15 protein-coding genes are annotated in these 16,965 nt (G+C 59.3%); 3 read left to right on the top strand and 12 right to left on the bottom strand.

Going from position 1 to position 16,965, the window contains the following annotated elements; all coding sequences use genetic code 11:
* Positions 1 to 12: 12 nt before the first annotated feature.
* Together ACR3EQ_RS10190 and ACR3EQ_RS10185 are read right to left on the bottom strand one after the other, a co-directional pair.
* Positions 13 to 1,926 (bottom strand): ABC transporter substrate-binding protein, encoded by a 1,914-nt coding sequence (locus ACR3EQ_RS10190; protein WP_170613495.1) that lies wholly within the window; start codon positions 1,924 to 1,926, stop codon positions 13 to 15.
* The gene (locus ACR3EQ_RS10185) at positions 1,919 to 3,691 is read right to left on the bottom strand and encodes an ABC transporter ATP-binding protein (protein WP_170613493.1); all 1,773 of its coding nucleotides are present in this window, start codon (positions 3,689 to 3,691) and stop codon (positions 1,919 to 1,921) included. Before ACR3EQ_RS10185 ends, ACR3EQ_RS10190 begins: the two co-directional genes overlap by 8 nt.
* A 233-nt stretch (positions 3,692 to 3,924) precedes the next feature.
* Between ACR3EQ_RS10185 and ACR3EQ_RS10180 the strand changes: the two genes are divergently transcribed.
* Positions 3,925 to 4,422, top strand: a complete 498-nt coding sequence (locus ACR3EQ_RS10180) for a class I SAM-dependent methyltransferase (protein ID WP_170613491.1) — start codon at positions 3,925 to 3,927, stop codon at positions 4,420 to 4,422.
* Positions 4,423 to 4,446: 24 nt separating this feature from the next.
* Positions 4,447 to 5,076: a glutathione S-transferase gene (locus ACR3EQ_RS10175; protein WP_170613489.1), complete on the top strand. Its 630-nt coding sequence runs from the start codon at positions 4,447 to 4,449 to the stop codon at positions 5,074 to 5,076.
* Between the two features lie 10 nt (positions 5,077 to 5,086).
* Here the strand turns inward: ACR3EQ_RS10175 and ACR3EQ_RS10170 are convergent, their stop codons facing one another.
* Positions 5,087 to 5,476, bottom strand: a complete 390-nt coding sequence (locus ACR3EQ_RS10170) for a DUF3307 domain-containing protein (protein WP_170816776.1) — start codon at positions 5,474 to 5,476, stop codon at positions 5,087 to 5,089.
* Positions 5,477 to 5,690: 214 nt separating this feature from the next.
* Between ACR3EQ_RS10170 and ACR3EQ_RS10165 the strand changes: the two genes are divergently transcribed.
* Positions 5,691 to 8,687, top strand: coding sequence for a cyclic nucleotide-binding domain-containing protein (locus ACR3EQ_RS10165; RefSeq protein ID WP_170619461.1), 2,997 nt, complete (start codon positions 5,691 to 5,693; stop codon positions 8,685 to 8,687).
* On the opposite strand, the gene ACR3EQ_RS10160 is transcribed toward ACR3EQ_RS10165, so the two are convergent.
* The 9 genes from ACR3EQ_RS10160 to ACR3EQ_RS10120 form a co-directional block, all read right to left on the bottom strand.
* A complete protein-coding gene (locus tag ACR3EQ_RS10160; protein ID WP_170613792.1) occupies positions 8,684 to 8,977 on the bottom strand; it encodes a metalloregulator ArsR/SmtB family transcription factor in 294 nt (97 codons plus the stop codon). The two genes, ACR3EQ_RS10165 and ACR3EQ_RS10160, sit on opposite strands and share 4 nt — an antisense overlap.
* Before the next feature lie 112 nt (positions 8,978 to 9,089).
* Positions 9,090 to 10,322: a mandelate racemase/muconate lactonizing enzyme family protein gene (locus ACR3EQ_RS10155; RefSeq protein WP_170613485.1), complete on the bottom strand. Its 1,233-nt coding sequence runs from the start codon at positions 10,320 to 10,322 to the stop codon at positions 9,090 to 9,092.
* A gap of 24 nt (positions 10,323 to 10,346) precedes the next feature.
* The gene (locus tag ACR3EQ_RS10150; RefSeq protein ID WP_480490541.1) at positions 10,347 to 11,441 is read right to left on the bottom strand and encodes a Zn-dependent alcohol dehydrogenase; all 1,095 of its coding nucleotides are present in this window, start codon (positions 11,439 to 11,441) and stop codon (positions 10,347 to 10,349) included.
* A gap of 81 nt (positions 11,442 to 11,522) precedes the next feature.
* Positions 11,523 to 12,722, bottom strand: a complete 1,200-nt coding sequence (locus tag ACR3EQ_RS10145; protein WP_170613790.1) for a TCR/Tet family MFS transporter — start codon at positions 12,720 to 12,722, stop codon at positions 11,523 to 11,525.
* 96 nt (positions 12,723 to 12,818) lie between these two features.
* A complete protein-coding gene (locus ACR3EQ_RS10140) occupies positions 12,819 to 13,532 on the bottom strand; it encodes an alpha/beta fold hydrolase (protein WP_170613481.1) in 714 nt (237 codons plus the stop codon).
* A 13-nt stretch (positions 13,533 to 13,545) separates the two neighbouring features.
* A complete protein-coding gene (pcaD, locus tag ACR3EQ_RS10135) occupies positions 13,546 to 14,334 on the bottom strand; it encodes a 3-oxoadipate enol-lactonase (protein ID WP_480490540.1) in 789 nt (262 codons plus the stop codon).
* A gap of 59 nt (positions 14,335 to 14,393) precedes the next feature.
* Positions 14,394 to 15,368: a threonine ammonia-lyase gene (locus tag ACR3EQ_RS10130; RefSeq protein ID WP_480490538.1), complete on the bottom strand. Its 975-nt coding sequence runs from the start codon at positions 15,366 to 15,368 to the stop codon at positions 14,394 to 14,396.
* Positions 15,365 to 16,192, bottom strand: a complete 828-nt coding sequence (locus ACR3EQ_RS10125) for an alpha/beta fold hydrolase (RefSeq protein ID WP_480490537.1) — start codon at positions 16,190 to 16,192, stop codon at positions 15,365 to 15,367. Before ACR3EQ_RS10125 ends, ACR3EQ_RS10130 begins: the two co-directional genes overlap by 4 nt.
* Entirely contained in the window at positions 16,192 to 16,878 is a 687-nt protein-coding gene (locus tag ACR3EQ_RS10120) for a haloacid dehalogenase type II (RefSeq protein WP_480490535.1), read from the bottom strand. Before ACR3EQ_RS10120 ends, ACR3EQ_RS10125 begins: the two co-directional genes overlap by 1 nt.
* Positions 16,879 to 16,965 lie beyond the last annotated feature (87 nt).

The raw sequence follows: 16,965 nt of genomic DNA, 5'->3' as shown, positions 1-16,965 counted from the left end.
TAGCTGCTCCTGTCAGTCGGCGAAAAAGAACTCGTCTGGCCGGTGGACGCCGAAATGCGCACCGGGTTCCCACGCCCACATGGCTTGCTGAGGTACATTGCGCAGACGGTTCGAAACCACGATCGGTTGCGGTGCACCGTTCAGAATACCGATGGCGTAAAGCTGATCGGCATGAATTTTCAGCATTTCGGTCCAGACCGCCTGACGCTCTTCGTCGGTTGTGGCGATTTCCCATTTGTGGGCCAGTTCCATTAACCGCTCTGCCTCAGGCATGTCTGGTGACTCGCCCGCTTCGCCACCTGTCTGATGATACTGCCCCCATTTCGGCCACGCCAGAAACACCTGATCGGTCGGGGCCAGATAGGCGGGGGAAGTGTGATTTTGCGGGATACCGTCATCCCAGCCAAACCAGACGGATGCCATCGTATTACCCGAGAAGACGCGGTTGCGCAGGATGTCCCGGTCCAGCGGGCGCATGACCAGCTTGACGCCAACTTCGCGCCAGGTGTCGGTGACGATCTGCAATGCGTTTTCAACTTCTTGCCGTTCGCCAGCGGTTTCGATCACCAGTTCCATCGGACGTCCGTCAGGCAGCAATCGGATTCCATTGTTATCCCGCTTGTCCAGCCCGGCCTCGTCCAGAAGGGCATTGGCCTGCTCGATGTCGAACTGCGCCCAGGCCTGTGCATTTTCTTCGTTGTAGAAAGGTGAGGCAGGCAGCACCGACATCGCACCGGGCTGGGCCAGCTTGAAGTAAAGCGCCTGGTTGATCGTCTGGCGGTCAATTGCGAGTGAAAGGGCGCGGCGCACGCGCACATCGCGCAACACTTCGCGCCAGCCATCATCCGAGTAATTCAAGTTCGGGTAGATTGCGATCTGTGACGCCACCCCGGTTTTCCAAAGCAGTGTCTTGTAGTTTCCCTTCTCCTCACCCTTTTTCAGGATTGATGCGTCACGGAAAGCCAGCCCGCGCCCCTGCAAATCGGTCTCACCCGCGTTGGTCTTGGCTGCGACAAGGCCGGGGGCGACGATCTCCATCTCGACCACGTCGATATAGGGCAGTTGCACGCCCTTGGAGTCGATGCGGTGATAGTAAGGGTTGCGGACAAAGTTGTGCCGGATCTTCTTGCCCGAGCTCGCGTTCAGCCAGGGTTGCAGGGTTGGCAGTTCGTGATTGTCGAATTTATAGAGGTTATCCAGCTTGTTGTGCAGCGCGGCCCAGCTTTTGACCCTTGCATCGTCAACCTGAAAGGCCAGATCTTCGGCATCTGCAAACTTCTCATGATATTGCTTGAGGAAGGCGGACGGGCGGTAAATGAAGGGGGGGCGGGCCTGCGCCAAAGATTGAAGGAAATTCGGGTTCGGATCGTCCCATTCGTACATGATTGTCCGTTCGTCCGGGAATGTCACGGTCGGCAACTTGCCTTCGACTTGCAGGAAATCCGGCGGACCGGAGGGGCTGAGGAGTTCATTGTTGGCCACATCCTCCCACCAGTAGCGAAAATCTTCCGAGGTGAAGGGAGAGCCGTCGGACCATTTGTGCCCTTCGCGCAGATGCAGCGTGAACTTGCGGTTGTCTTCGTTGTCGAATGAGGCCAGCAGGTCCGGGACAATTTCATAATTCTGGTCGAAACCGACCAGGCGGGCATACCCATAGACGACCATCTGGCGGATGTCCTTGGATCGCGTCACCATCGTGCGCAAAGTTCCGCCGGGCGTGCCGAATTCACGCCCCTTTGCGGCCAGATCAACGATCAGGGGGTCCTTCGGCAAACGCTCCTGAACCGGGGGCAGGTTGCCTGCGTTGACTTCAGTGGCCCAGAATTCGCTTTCCTGTGGTGTCGGAACGGTCTCTGCCGTGGCGGGCAGCATCCAGGTCAGGGCCAGCGACGCGGCCAGAAACAGGGGACGAGTGGTTTTAAACATGGCAACGTACCTTATGGCCGGGCTCCAGCTCTATCAATGAGGGTACCACGGTGTCAGAGAAACGAAAGGCTTCTTCCCAGCTGCTCGGTGCCCCCGCGCCCAAAGCGACCAGTTTCAGGTCGATGGGGCGGTTGATGTCAGGTTCCGGTTGAGCGGCAATCAGCGCTTTGGTGTAAGGGTGGCGGGGATTGTAAAACAGGGTCTCAGGCGGGGCTTGTTCGACGATCAGTCCCCGTCGCATCACGGCGACCTCATCAGCGATGCGCGCCACGACGGCAAGGTCGTGGGAGATGAAGAAATAGGACAGGTTCAGACTGTCCTGTAGATTCTCCAGCAATGTCAGGATCTGTTCCTGCACCGACACGTCCAGTGCTGAGGTCGGCTCGTCACAGACGATCAGCAACGGGTCCAGCATCATGGCGCGGGCAATCGACAGGCGCTGGCGCTGACCACCGGAAAACGCATGCGGGTAGCGTTTGAGCATGTCCGCGTTCAAACCGACCCGTTGCAGCATCTCGGCCGCCTTGTCCCGCTGTTCGGAAACAGACCCGATGCGGTGGATTTCCAACGGCTCGGTCATGGCGTCCTGAATGCGCATGCGCGGGCTAAGCGAACTGTAGGGATCCTGAAACACCATCTGCGCATTGCGTTGAAACGCGGTGCGCTGTGCGCGTGTCATCTTGTGGACCGTGATCGGATCGGCATCAGCCGAAGTGCGGAACAGCACTTCGCCGCCCGGATCAGGTAGCTCGGCGCCCAAGGCGATGCGGGCGGCGGTGGTCTTGCCTGACCCGCTTTCGCCTACAACGGCCAGCGTTTTGCCCCGGGCCAGCTGCAGATCGACACCCTGACAGGCGAAGATTTTCTTGTCGTCCTGCCAACCCTTGCTTGAACGCATGGTGTAAGTCTTGCTGACGTCCTTCATCTGCAGGATCAGATCATCCTGCGGCATCGGCAGGCCGACGGCATCCTTGTCCGGGATTTCCGGTGCGGCATCAAACAGTTGCCGCGTGTATGGGTGCGCGGGCGCATTCAGCATCGGCTCGGCCGGACCGGCCTCCATCACGCGACCCTTGTGCATGACGACAACCTGCTCGGCCATGTTGGCGACAACGCCCAAGTCATGCGTGACCAGGATCAGCGCCATGCCGGTTTCTTTTTGTAGCTCCTTGATCAGCCCCAGAACCTGCGCCTGCGTCGTCACGTCCAGCGCGGTGGTCGGTTCATCTGCGATCAGCAATTCGGGTTTCGAGACCATCGCCATGGCGATCATCGCCCGCTGCCGCATGCCGCCGGACAATTCGAAAGGGTAAGAATCATATGCCCGCTGAGGGTCGGGAAACCCGACGCGCTCGAACTGGGTCAGAACCTCTTTGCGAGCCTGCGCCTCGGACGCACCGCGATGCAGCCAGAGAACCTCGCTGACCTGATTGCCGATCTTGTGCAATGGAGAGAGGGATCGCATCGGCTCCTGAAATATCATCGAAACGCGATTGCCGCGAATATCGCGCATCTGGCGTTCGTTGATTCGGGTCAGGTCCACCAGACCCTTGGAATCATTCAAGGTAATTGTTCCGCTGCGAATCTGGGCCGTGCGCGGTAGAATGCGCAACGCTGCCCGGCAGGAAATGGTTTTGCCCGATCCGGATTCTCCGACCAAAGCAAGCGTTTGCCCCGCCTCGACGTCAAAATTCACGCCTTTGACAACAGATTCCGCACTGCCAAAGCCAATGCTGAGGTCTTGGACAGACAACAAAGCATTCATGCAGGTTTACCACCTGTTTGACCGTAGGTCGGCATCGGCTTGTTCGACTCCCTGTGTTTTTTGGCTCAGTTTCGCGCGGTTAGTGCCGCATAGTCAAACCGTTCTTGGGCCCAAACGTCGCGGAAACGTGAAACCGGGGGCAATTTATCTACACAAAGTCTTGAGTTCTTGTCATCTAGGGCAGTGTCGGCCACATCTTGTCTGTCGACTGCCATCAAGGAGAGACTTGCCCCGTGTCCGACAATCAAAGCCGTCTGGATCTGTTCATCGACCGCATGGTGTCACAGCGCGCCTGCCTGGATTTTGCCATTGCGCAAACCCGCAGCATGCCGGGTCCCGTGTTTGAGCTCGGGCTGGGCAACGGGCGAACCTATCATCACATGATCGGTCGTATTCAGGATCGCCCGGTTTATGTTTTTGAACGGGCGGTTGCGTCGCACCCGGAGTCCACACCGCCCGACGATCGGGTGATCCTTGGCGACGTGCGGGAAACTCTGCCCGCGTCGGTCGACCGTTTTGGCGCATCGGCCAGCTTGATACATGCGGATCTGGGCGGGCATAACAGGGCCAAGAACGATGCGTTCGCACGATTTGTATCGCCGCTGATCGAGCCGCTTCTGGCCGAGGGCGGATTGATGGTGTCCAGTGATCGCATGTATTTCCAGGCCCTAACCGAAGTGCCGCTGCCGGCAGGTGCTGTGGAAGGCCGCTGTTTCATTTATCGCCGCTGATCCGGGCCACAGGAAAGAGCGCCAATGCTGTTTTATGACTGCTCAACCGCCCCCAACCCGCGCCGGGCTCGCATGTTCATCGCTGAAAAAGGGCTTGATATTGAAACCCGGCACATCTCGATCGCTGATCGAGAGCAGTTGAGCGACGATTTCAAAGCGGTAAATCCAAGGGCAACGGTGCCGGTTCTGGTGACGGATGGCGGCACAGTCCTGACCGAAAACCTTGGAATCGCTGCCTATCTTGAAGCGCGCTTTCCCAATCCGCCTTTGTTGGGCCGTGGTCCGGACGATAAGGGCCTTGTTCTGATGTGGAACAGTATTGTCGAGCAACAGGGCGGCGCCCCGATTGCCGAAGTGCTGCGCAACACCAATCCCTTCTTTCGGGACCGGGCGATCCCAGGACCGGTCAACTACGCGCAGATCCCCAAACTGGCGCAGCGCGGCACCGACCGTGTAGCACAGTTTTTCGATCTTCTGGAGCAGCGCTTGCGAAACAGCGCATTCTTGGCCGGGGCAGAGTTTTCACTGGCGGATATTTCGGCTTTTGTTTTTGTAGATTTTGCGCGGGTCATCAGAACGCGCATACCTCAGGAAAACACGGCGACGCTGGCATGGTTCGAGGGGATCAAGGAACGACCCAGCGCCAACCTTTGAAGCCAAGGTTTCAGGAAGCGTAGACCACCCAGGCCCAGACCATGGCGACGTAAGTCAGGTTGTGCATGAACTGATCCAGCCCGGCAGCCCGCCAGAATGCCGCCTGATTGGGCTGCAGTTGCCGCTTGTCCGAGTACCGGGCCTTGGCAAAGTCTATGTTGAAATGCACGAACCATTCCAGAACGGCGATAACAAGGATGAAAGCTATCGCGGTCCCGAACAGCAGAAACACAATAGCAGACCCCGCCGCATGCACCGCTGCATGCTGCGCGCGTCCCAAATGCATATATTCCCCGCGGCCCGACAGCATTTTTGCTGTCTGGAGATAAAAATCCGCGAACATATGTTTGACCTGCAATAAGCAAATCATCAGCAACACCGCGCCAAGTGTAGCAGTCAAAATCGCCTTCCCCATATCAGTCTGTCTCAAACTCTAGGTGCTAAATTGGGCTCGCGCAAATGAACTAGTTCACACAAGGTGGGAATTTTCGATCAATTGGAAACTATTTGCGTCTTTTGTTGGGATTGCGGTAAATTCGTACTGCTGAATTTAAAGATTACCATGACGTACGGGTCGATGACCTGAAGTAGGGGCGGGTTCAATAGAAAGAACGATTTTCCGGTTTATTTGGAAGTACTCCAAACGCGATCAGCTGGTGCTGCTGGCCGTGACGGCGACACTGTTTCCATTGCTTTACCTGACGCTGGAACTGCCCAAGCGCATCATCAATGACGCCATCGGCGCAACCAGCAGCGTGGTCGAGGTCTGGGGCTACAGCCTGACGCAGACCAATTTCCTGATCATCCTGTGCTTTGCATTTCTGGCCTCGGTTCTGGCGCATGGTTTGATGAAGATGCGCATCAACACGATGAAGGGGATCCTTAGCGAACGGATGTTGCGCCGGTTCCGCTATCAGCTGATCAACAGCGCGCTGCGTTTTCCGCAACCTTATTTCGAGCGGGTCAGCCAGGGTGAACTGGTCTCGATGGTCACAGCCGAAAGCGAGCCGATGGGCGGGTTGATGGGCGATGCGATCAGCCAGCCGGTGTTGCAGGCCGGACAGATGATCACGATCCTGTCGTTCCTGTTTCTGCAAAGCGTCTGGTTCGGATTGGCAGCAGTGGCGCTGATCCCCTTGCAGGCCTGGCTTATCCCGCGCCTGCAACAGCAGATCAACCTGCTGAACAAGAAACGCATTCAGGAAGTGCGCGTGCTTGCGGCCCAGATTGGTGAAAACGCGGCGGGCGCATCGACTTTGCGGTCAAACGGCGGCTGGCGGTATCGTCGCGCGATGGTCTCGGATCAGCTGGGGCGGCTGTTCGGCATCCGGTTCGAGATCTACCAAAAGAAGTTTTTTATGAAATTCATAAACAACTTCATCTCGCAGCTGACGCCGTTCATGTTCTATCTGGTTGGCGGGCTTCTGGTGCTTCAGGGGGCGGTCTCGCTGGGGGCGCTGGTCGCGGCCTTGGCTGCCTACAAGGACCTGAGTTCCCCGTGGAAGGAACTGCTGACCTATTACAACCAGACACAGGACATGTCCCTGCGCTGGGACGTGGTGGTCGAACGCTTTGCGCCTTCGGGAATGCTGGATGAAAGACTATTCGACGGCGAACCTGAAACACGCCCGCATCTGAACGGTGATATCCATCTGAACCATGTCTCGGTGCGCGATATGGATGGAAATCAGGTGCTGGACGATCTGAATCTTACGTTTCCGGGTGGAAAGACGGTTGGTATTTCCGCCCCCAGCGAGGAAGACCGGCGTGCATTGGCGGAACTGCTGACACGGGAAATCCTGCCAAGTGCCGGGCGCGTTGAAATCGGGGGGCAGAACCTGGCCGACATGCATCAGGGGGTTGTGGCGGCTCGGATCGGGTATGCCACGTCGCGGCCCGTGATGTTTCAGGGAACGCTGGGCGACAACGTCATGATGCCGATGCGGTTCAAGCCATTGTCGGACGGGCCGGCCGATCCCGGATTTGCCGAAACCCAGCGTGCCGGAAACAGCCCCGATCCGTTCCGGGCAGATTGGCTGGATCCCTCACTGGCCGGTCTGGACAATGCGCAGGCACTGCGTGCGTGGTGGCTGCAACTGGTCGAGGGTATGGGCTCTGGCGCGGCCCTGTTCCAGCGGGGCAGCGAGCAGACATTCGATGCAGCCGAGCACCCCGAGCTGGCGGCAAAACTGGTCGAACTGCGCCCGGTGGTGCAGCAGGCCGTTCGGCAGAATGGGTTGGAACAGCAGGCGCTGATTTTCGGTCGAGATATCTATAACCCGGCTTTGCCTGTGGCCGAAAACCTGCTGTTTGCCACCCCGCGCGTCCGGGTCACGCAGGATCTTCTGGCGCGCCAATCCGTGTTTCTTGGGCAATTACGCGAACTCGGACTGGATGAAACGCTGGTCAGCCTGACCCGGGACGTGATCGACATGCTGCGCCAGATCTTTGGGCTGGATGGAACCGATCACCCTCTGTTCCGCAAACTTGGCCTTGAAGCCCAGACCTATGAGGCCGCGGTCGAGCTGATAGACCGCACCCGGGACGAAGGCGCGACAGGGCTGAACGATGAACAGCTGGCAAACCTGCTGGCGGTGCCGTTGGTGATCTCGGCCGAACAGATCGGGCCGGCCTTTACCAATGAACTGAAGGACCGGATTCTCGAGTTGCGTCACAGCCATTCTGACAAACTGCTTGAGACATTGCATGACGTCTTCGTGCCGCTGGATGAGGGCGAGTTTGCACCGGGGCTGACCGTGATGGAGAACGCCCTTTTTGGCAAGGTCAGCCAGGTTGGAGGGGCCCGGTCCGACGAGTTGCGCAAGGTGATTGTCGATGTGCTGTCCGAAAAAGGCGCGCGTCCACTGGTGATCGAACTGATCTACAACGTTCCGGTTGCGCTCGGCGGGCAAAACCTTCCGGCCGTTTTTGCCGAACCATTGGCCTTTACCCGTGCAACGATCAAGAAGCCGGACGTTCTGGTCCTTGAGAACGCGCTGGCCAGTTATGACATGAAAACCAAAGTGGCGGTTTACAAGAACCTGCGCGAGTTGCTGCCGGACACCACGGTTGTCTACTTGAATGATCAGTTCCAGAATCCGGATGCATTCGACATGCATGTGGAAATCAGGCAAGGTCGTGTCGTTTCAGGGGAGGGACCGATCGACGTGGAGGAAGACAGCGCCGCCTCAGCCGACCTTGCACGCAAACTGCGGGCATTGGAGCAGACGCCATTGTTCTCGGGTCTGAACCGCAGACAGCTGCGCCTGCTTGCATTTGGTGCGCGCTGGTTCGAGGCCGCGAAAGGCGAGGTGATCTTTCTGAAAGACGACCAGCCGACGGATGGGGCCTACGTTGTTCTTGAGGGCGAGGCGGGTTTGTACCTGCCGCAACAGGACGAACCGGATCAGTTGATCACCAAGGTCGGACCCGGCGCGCTGGTTGGCGAACTTGGCCTGATCCGCAAAGAGCCGCGCGCGCTGAGCATGATTGCCGAAACCGATCTGTCCTGCCTGCGTATCGGTGAAGAAGAATTCCTTGCCGTCGTCGAAAACGATGCCGCAACCGCGTTCAAGCTGTTGCAGGTTATTGCCGGTTACGTTTCGAACTAGATGCCGCCCTCGGGGTTGCAGAACAGGTCATAGAGCAATGTGATGACCTGTGCGGTATTGCCGTCTTTCAGCGTGTAGTAGATTGTCTTGCCATCCCGCCGGGTCGAGACCAGGTTTTCCTCGCGCAAGCGGGCAAGCATCTGGCTGACTGCCGCTTGCCTTAGCTGCAACAGCTCCTCCAGTTGCCCTACAGATTTTTCGCCATCGCCCAGATGGCACAGGATCATCAAACGGCCTTCATGGGCCAGCGTCTTGAGAAATGCGGCCGCGCGGGCGGCGCTTTCGCTCATATCCGCAGGTTTTTCAGGGCTCAGTTGTTGGGACTGCACTTCCTTGAACGTCACGCGCGACCTGTCTACTAGTCTGTATTGTCAGCATTATGCCTGATTACAGTCGTGATTGTCACCCCTCGACAGCCGGTGCGCCGCCCTGAAATGCGTTGCCGTTGACGTAGTCACAAGGTGCCTCCTGCATCTGCAGGTGCAGGCCATCCCCGGTATAGGGGTGCGCGCGGGCCAGTTCTTCATTGACGTCGATCCCGAGGCCGGCAGCAGTGGGCGGGATCACGAATCCATTGTCCACCTGCAAACTGCCGTTGATCAACTGGTTGTGGAACGGGGTTTCAATGGTTTCCAGCAGCAACAAGTTGGGTATGGATGCGGCCAGATGGATATTCGCGGCCCATTCCACAGGCCCCGCGTATAGGTGAGGTGCCATCTGTGCGTTGAAGATCTCGGCCATGGCGGCGACTTTCTTCATCTCCCATATCCCACCTGCGCGTCCCAGCGCGGGTTGCAGGATTTCTGCCGCGCCAGCCCGCAGAACCGCCCCGAACTCGGCCTTTGTGGTCATCCGCTCGCCTGTTGCCACCGGAATGCGGACGTTGCGGGCAACGCGCGCCATGTCTTCGATCATGTCCGGCGGTGTGGGTTCTTCGAACCAGAGCGGCAAGTACGGCTCGAGCGCCTGACCCAGTCGGATGGCCCCCGCTGTGTTGAACTGGCCGTGGGTTCCGAACAGCAGGTCGGCCTTGTCCCCGACCGCCTCGCGTATGGCTTTACAGAACGCCACCGACATCGAGATATCGGACATCGCCGGCATATGGCCTCCGCGCATCGTGTAAGGACCAGCCGGGTCGAACTTAACCGCGGTGAAGCCGCGCCGGACCATTTCGGCCGCGCTTTCCGCCGCCTGATCGGGTGACGTCCAGAAATCGGTCAGATTGTGCCGGGGCAGGGGGTACAGATATGTATAGGCGCGAATGCGTTCATTCATCAGCCCGCCTAGCAGGGCGTAAACCGGGCGGTCCCGGTCCTTGCCCAAGATGTCCCAGCACGCGATTTCAAGCCCGGAGAACGCGCCCATGACCGTCAGGTCCGGACGCTGGGTGAAGCCGCTTGAATAGGCGCGGCGGAACATCAGCTCGATGTTCTCCGGGCTCTCGCCCAGCATGTGCCGTTCGAACACGTCCCGGATGACATGTTTCATGGCCTCCGGGCCAACCGACGAGGCGTAACATTCCCCCCAGCCGATGATCCCGGTATCGGTCGTGACCTTGACCAGTATCCAGTAACGTCCGCCCCAACCTGGGGCCGGAGGTGCCGTGACGATAATATCGAGATCCTGCAGTTTCATCAGCTGCCCTCCTGCCGGGTCGCGTTAGTTCTGGTCGAAGATAATGACGTTGCGTTTGGCCGAGCCGGTCTTCGTGTCGGCAATCGCCTCGTTGATCTGGTCCAGGGTCCAGCGCCCCGAGATCAGTTCATCCAGCTTCAGCCGCCCCTGTTCGTACAGGTCGATCATCCAGGGGATGTCGCGCTGAATGACCACATCGCCCATTTTCGATCCGACCAGGCCCTGTCCCAATGCGGCAAGGATGACGGGCTCGTAGGTGGACTGATCGCCGGAATGTGGCATGCCGATCATGACGGCTTTGCCGCCGCGCCCAAGGTAACGCGGGGCCTGATCATAGGCCGGTATCGCGCCGACGGTAATCAGAACAGCATCCGCCCCGCGCCCGCCCAAAGCCTTGTATGCAGCCTTCCAGGGTTCGGCCAGGCTGCCCAGCACGCCATGAGTCGCGCCAAACTCTTTGGCGATTTCCAGTTTCTCTTTGGTCATGTCCACAGCCACGATGCGCCGCGCCCCGGCAAGCCGTGCGCCCTGTATCGCGTTCAGGCCTACGCCCCCGGCGCCTATCACGACCACGTCCTGACCCGGGCGCAAACCGGCCGCGTTGACGGCTGCGCCAACGCCCGTGATCACGCCGCAGGACAACAGGCTGGCAACGTCCTTGGGCAGCGATTCCGGGATTTTGACGATCTGCCTGTGGCTGACGACCACCTTTTCCGCGAAAGCGCCGCAGGCCATGGCCTGTTCAAGCGGACCGTTGTCGGCTGTACGCAGCGGTCCCTTGACCGTGTCGTAAGGGGTTTCACAGATCGTGGGTTTGCCGCCGGCGCAGGACGGGCAGGACCCGCAGGCCCGGATCAGCGTGACAACGACCGGGTCGCCCACCTGGAATCCGCCTGCGTCCTTGCCCACCGCCGATATGATGCCAGCCGCCTCGTGCCCGTAAACGGCAGGCAGAAACCCGCCCCACGCGCCACTGGCGTATGTTATGTCGGAATGACAGATCGCGACGGCGTGCAGGGTCACTTCGACCTCGCCATTGCCCGGAGCCGAAATCCGGACACCTTCAATAACAAGCGGTTCCCCGAACGCATGGCATACAGCGGCTTTGATGGTTTGCATTGTTGTTAACTCTCCCTTTCGCACACGGTGGCGTTATGGCGCGCAGGCTGCAAGGCGGAATCCGTCATCGCGATGTCGTTGTTACGCCACAAGCGGGCGCGCCCGGGAAAACAACACGAAACCTGCAATCATCAGGACTAGGGCAAGAAGAAACGGCGCCCCGGGCAAATAGATAGCTGTGTCCGGTCGCACGAAATGCGCGAATACGCCGGTCATCAGCAACGGAGAGATAATCATCGACAGAGCATGGAGTGAGGTCAGAACGCCCTGCAGTTCGCCCTGTTGGGAATCCGGAGTGGCCCGCGACATCATGGCCTGCAGGGCCGGGGTGATCACGGCGCCAAAGGCCGTGATCGGGATCAGGATCAGGGCGACAGTTCCGTTGGTCAGAAACGCCAACAGCAAGAAACTGATTATCTCGAATCCCATGCCGTAGATGATGGTTGCCCGCTCGCCCAGATATCGCGTGGCCGGGCGGATCAGACCGCCCTGCACGGCCGCCATGGCCATGCCGTAGACCCCAAGCGACACCCCGATCATCTGCGGTGACCAGCCAAAGCGCTCAGTCGTGAAATACGACCAGATTGCGGGGTAGACATAGATTGACACCGAATACAGGAAATAGACCCACAACAACGGTCGAATTCCCGGCAGTCCGGCGATGGCGCGCAACGAATTTGCGGTATTGGCACGTCGCCAGCTGAATGCGCGCCGGGTCTTGTCCGTGATCGTTTCCGGCATCACGAACAGACCGACGACGAAGGTCAGCGCAGACAATCCCGCCGCCGCCCAGAACGGCGCGCGGGTTCCGTATTCACTCAGCACACCGCCCAGAACCGGCCCAAGCACGAAGCCAACGCCAAAGGCGGCCCCGATCAGTCCGAAATTGGCGGCTTTCTCGTGTGGCTTTGACACGTCCGCCATGAAAGCCGCCGCGGTTGCGTGGGTGGCGGCGGTGATGCCGCCAATGATGCGCCCGGCAAGAAGCAGCCAGATACTGCCTGCAACCGCCATGACCACGTAGTCCAACGCCATGACAAACAGCGACACCAGAAGAACCGTGCGCCGACCATAAGCATCAGAAAGATTTCCCAAAATGGGGCTGAACACAAACTGCATTGCAGCGAATGCGGTGCTGAGAATCCCGCCCCAGATCGCAGCACTGGCCAGCGTTCCTGCCTGAACCTCGAGGATCAGTTCGGGCATGATGGGCATCACCAGACCGATGCCCATGGCGTCGATCATCACGATGCTGAGAACAAACAGAAATGGCAGACGCATGAGTACCGGTTTCATTGGTTTCTGCGCGGACCCTAGCGACCGGCCGCAGGGAAGGGAACATCCCTGTACCGTGTCGTGACGTGCGGTCAGCCGGGTTCAGAGTCCATGCTCGATCTCGCTCAGCAGTTTGGCCAGCTTTTCCGGCTGCGCGAAAAACGGTGAATGCGAACTGTCGATGGTGTGACGCAGGTTCGGCGGCGCGCAGTGGCTCATCGTTTCCTGGTATTCGGTCGGTATCGTATGATCGTCGGTTGTACGGATATATGCCTTTTTGACGCCGGCGTATCTTTCGGACAGCGGCAAAGGGGTGTCCTGAGGCCGGATTGGCTGAGGGCACATTCGTGCCAGCGCATATTGGGTCGTGCCGGTCGGGCAGTCGTGATAAAACAGATCCTGCACCCGGTCTGGATGAACGGTGTAGGACAGGCCGTCGGCAGATTTGTCCACGGCGTCAACAATCAGTTGCCGGGGCGCGCGTTTTCGCATCTCGACCATCGACAAGCCGTCATGCGGCACATACGCGCAAAGATAGATCAGGCCCCGCATCGCGTTTGGCTGAGCCTCGGCGGCGGCGCTGATCGGATATCCGCCCCAGGAATGCCCGACGATGAGTGTTTCCGGTGTTGTGGCCGCCAGAACAGCGTCCCGACACCCGTCCAGCGTAACGTCGCAGATGCGGGTCGGGTCGGAACCGTGGCTGGGCAGATCGATGGCATGGGCGGAATGCCCCAGACGTTCAAGTGCGGGGATAAGATCGCGCCAGCACCATGCGCCATGACAGGACCCGTGGATCAGCAAAAAATCCGCCACAGTCGTCTCTCCTTCAGACATGTCCGACATCGGACAGGAAGCGTCGCAACAAGGCGGCGTATTGCTTGGGGTGTTCGACACAGGGCAGATGTCCCGCCTTGCGCATCAGTTCAAACCGGGAGCCGGGGATCAGGTCGACTGTTTCTCTGACCAGATCGGGCGGGGTCGAGCCGTCCTCGCTGCCGGCGATGCCCAATGTGGGCAGGCGCAATCCGCTGGTCGGCGTATAGAAATCGGTGCCCGATATGGCAGCGCAGCACCCCAGATAACCTTCGACCGGTTGGCGAACCATCATGTTGCGCCACAGCAGATGATCCGCCGATGTGCGATAAGCCTTCGAAAACCACCGTTCCATCGTTGCATCGGCCAGCGCTTCGATCCCGCCAGCTCGCACCGCGGCCATGCGATCCTGCCAGATGGCCAGGGTCGCGATTTTGGCGGCGGTGTTTGATAGAACCAGCGCGCGGATTTGATCCATCCTTTTGACGGCCAGGCCTTGGGCGATCATGCCGCCGATGGACAGGCCGACGAACACGCAATTCCGGACACCAAGATGGTCCAGAAGGGCCTCGGTATCCCTTATCAAGGCGCCCATCGAATACGGGCCGGGAGGCTGCGAAGACAATCCGTGACCACGCTTGTCGAAACGGATGATCCGCAGGCCATCCGGCAGATGCGGCAGGACGCTGTCCCAAAGGCGCAGATCGGTCCCAAGGGAATTGGCAAACACGATCGGTGCCCCGTCCGGGTTGCCGTCCGTTTGGTAATGCAGTTGCACGTCACCAAGATCGGCGATTTGCATGATTTCGGTCCCTGTCGATTCAGAGTTCGGGGTCAACTTGCACGGATTGCCGCCTGCTGTCAGGTCAGGAATTCCAACGCCTGGCCAAAAACTTGCGGATCGGCATTTCCGCCGGATGCCACTACAATGACCGCGTCGCCCTGAATCTCGTCCTTTCGGAACAAGGCTGCCGCCAATGACACGGCCCCGCCCGGTTCCAGCGCGATCTTGAGGCGCAAAAAAGCCTGCGCCATTGCCCGCAGGGCTTCTTCCTCGGATACCGCCAGCCCGGGACCGCACAAACGCTGAAGGATCGGGAAGGTGATCCGGCCGGGTTGGGGGGTCAGGATTGCATCGCACAGATTGCCCGCTGCCGCCGTGTTCTTTTCGATGCGGCCGCTTTCCAACGATCGTTTGACATCATCAAAGCCTTCCGGCTCGCACGGGCGAACCCGCAGGTCAGGCGCGTGTTTTTCCAAAGCCAAGGCAATGCCCGATGACAGGCCGCCGCCGCCGCAACACACCAGAACGTCCGCATTGGCAACCCCGGCTTCGGCTGCCTGACGAGCAATCTCAAGCCCCGTGGTGCCCTGTCCGGCGATTACTTGCGGTTCGTCGTAGGGCCGGATCAGCGTCAGCCCACGTTCCTGCGCCAGACTTTCTCCGATCTCCTCGCGACTTTCTGTTGTGCGGTCGTAGAGAACAACCTCGGCCCCCAATGCGCGGGTGTTTTCGATCTTCAGCCGTGGCGCGTCTGAGGGCATGATGATGACCGATGATATCCCGTGCCGGGACGCGGCCAGCGCAACCCCCTGCGCATGGTTGCCCGAGGAATAGGCAATGACGCCGCGCTGCCGGTCACTTTCTTCCAGCGCCGAGATTGCCGACCACGCGCCGCGAAACTTGAAACTGCCGGTATGTTGCAGGCATTCGGGTTTCACCAGCACCCGCCGGCCTGCGATTTCGTCCAGAAAGGGCGAGGTCAGGATCGGTGTTTCCCGCACATGTCCCCGCAGTCGGGTGGCGGCGGCTTCGATCAGATCAATGGTGCTCATGCGGCGTCCAGTACTTTGCGAATGACGGTCAGCGAAGGGGGCTCGTCCAGAAAGGGAACATGCCCGCGATCCGGCACCTCAGCCACGATAAGCCCGGGGTGACGAGTTTGCATTTGGGCAAGTGTTTCCCTTCCCAGAATGTCCGAGTTTGCGCCACGGATGACACCAACCGGCAAATCGCGCAAGGCCTCGAACAACGGCCACAAATCCGGCACCACACCGGCAGCGGCTTGTTCGATCAGCGCGGTCCGCAAGGCGGGGTCGTAGCGCAACGACAGATGCCCGCCCTGATCTTCGTACTGAAACTCGGCCTGCCGTCGCCAGATGCTCAGAGGGACACCGGGGAAATGAGGGTCCATAGCCTGTTTCAGTTGCCGTGCCGCCTGATCCAGTGTTCTGGAAACCGGCGGTTTGCCGACGTATTCCATGATCTTGGCAATGCCTGCAGGTTCAATGACCGGGCCGACATCGTTCAGGATAACGCCGGCCAACCTGTGGCGATGGCTGATTGCCAGCGCCATCGCGATCAGCCCGCCGCGGGACGTCCCCAGAATGACCACCCGGTCGAGGGCCAGATGATCCAGCAATTCGATTGCGTCCAGCGCCTCGCGCTGGATGTTGTAGTTCGCGTGGTCCGGGTCATGATCGGATTGACCTCGCCCGCGATAATCCATTGTGATCATGCGGTAATCGGCCATGTGGGGCGCAAGGAAAGAAAAATCCCGACCATTGCGCGTCAATCCTGCCAGACACAGGACCGGAGCGCCTGTGCCATTGTCCTCATAATAGATGTGCCTGTTGTCCGAGGTCGTGAAAAACGGCATCAAAGACCGGCCAGCTTTGGGATCGAAGTCAAGTCGGACAGAATATGAGCAGGAGCCCACGGCAATCGGTCCTGGGGTTCGCCTGCGCGGTTGACCCAGGCAGTCACGAACCCGTATCCGCTGGCTCCGGCGGCGTCCCAGCCATTGGAGCTGACGAACAGGACCTCATCCCGTTCACAGCCAAAGCGTTGCTGCACAAGATCGTAGACTTTCGCATTTGGTTTGAAGACACCAACGGTTTCGACCGACAGCACGTCGTCCAGCAGATCGCCGACGCCGGCCGACTGCACGGCACCTTCCAGCATCGGCGGAGATCCGTTGGACAGGATGGCGGTCTGTAAACCACCCGCTTTCAATGCCTTCAGCATCTTGGGCACTTCCGGATAGGACTGCAGTTGCCAGTACAAATCCAGTAGCCTCTGTCGCAGGGCGGCATTGCCATTCAGCCCCGTGGCTTCCAATGCCCAATCAAGCCCGTCCTGCGTCACGTCCCAAAAATCGGCATGCGCGTCTGTTATCGCCCGCAACCAGGTATATTGCAGCTGTTTCAGGCGCCAGAAATTGGCCAGCTCGGGCCATTTCTGCTGTAGCGCCTCGAACTCCGGTTCACCTGCGGCCTGCCTTGCGGCGGCGGTGACATCGAACAACGTACCATAGGCATCAAAAACACAGGTGGAAATTGCCATCGGACCCTCACTGCCATTCGGCGGCAGGTTGGCACAGGAGTTTCGTGGGTTAAAGGGGCAAGGGTTTACATTATCGTGTCATACCCT

Source organism: Ruegeria sp. AN11 (genome assembly GCF_056536005.1).
Note: the sequence above shows the minus strand (reverse complement) of the source record. Positions and strands in the feature narration are given on the sequence as shown.

What these genes read in the sequence shown, in the direction of transcription:
- ACR3EQ_RS10190 (WP_170613495.1), bottom strand. Translation starts at nt 1,926, where the DNA reads ATGTTTAAAACCACTCGTCCCCTGTTTCTGGCCGCGTCGCTGGCCCTG.
- ACR3EQ_RS10185 (WP_170613493.1), bottom strand. Translation starts at nt 3,691, where the DNA reads ATGAATGCTTTGTTGTCTGTCCAAGACCTCAGCATTGGCTTTGGCAGT.
- ACR3EQ_RS10175 (WP_170613489.1), top strand. Translation starts at nt 4,447, where the DNA reads ATGCTGTTTTATGACTGCTCAACCGCCCCCAACCCGCGCCGGGCTCGC.
- ACR3EQ_RS10160 (WP_170613792.1), bottom strand. Translation starts at nt 8,977, where the DNA reads ATGAGCGAAAGCGCCGCCCGCGCGGCCGCATTTCTCAAGACGCTGGCC.
- ACR3EQ_RS10155 (WP_170613485.1), bottom strand. Translation starts at nt 10,322, where the DNA reads ATGAAACTGCAGGATCTCGATATTATCGTCACGGCACCTCCGGCCCCA.
- ACR3EQ_RS10150 (WP_480490541.1), bottom strand. Translation starts at nt 11,441, where the DNA reads ATGCAAACCATCAAAGCCGCTGTATGCCATGCGTTCGGGGAACCGCTT.
- ACR3EQ_RS10145 (WP_170613790.1), bottom strand. Translation starts at nt 12,722, where the DNA reads ATGCGTCTGCCATTTCTGTTTGTTCTCAGCATCGTGATGATCGACGCC.
- pcaD (WP_480490540.1), bottom strand. Translation starts at nt 14,334, where the DNA reads ATGCAAATCGCCGATCTTGGTGACGTGCAACTGCATTACCAAACGGAC.
- ACR3EQ_RS10130 (WP_480490538.1), bottom strand. Translation starts at nt 15,368, where the DNA reads ATGAGCACCATTGATCTGATCGAAGCCGCCGCCACCCGACTGCGGGGA.
- ACR3EQ_RS10125 (WP_480490537.1), bottom strand. Translation starts at nt 16,192, where the DNA reads ATGCCGTTTTTCACGACCTCGGACAACAGGCACATCTATTATGAGGAC.
- ACR3EQ_RS10120 (WP_480490535.1), bottom strand. Translation starts at nt 16,878, where the DNA reads ATGGCAATTTCCACCTGTGTTTTTGATGCCTATGGTACGTTGTTCGAT.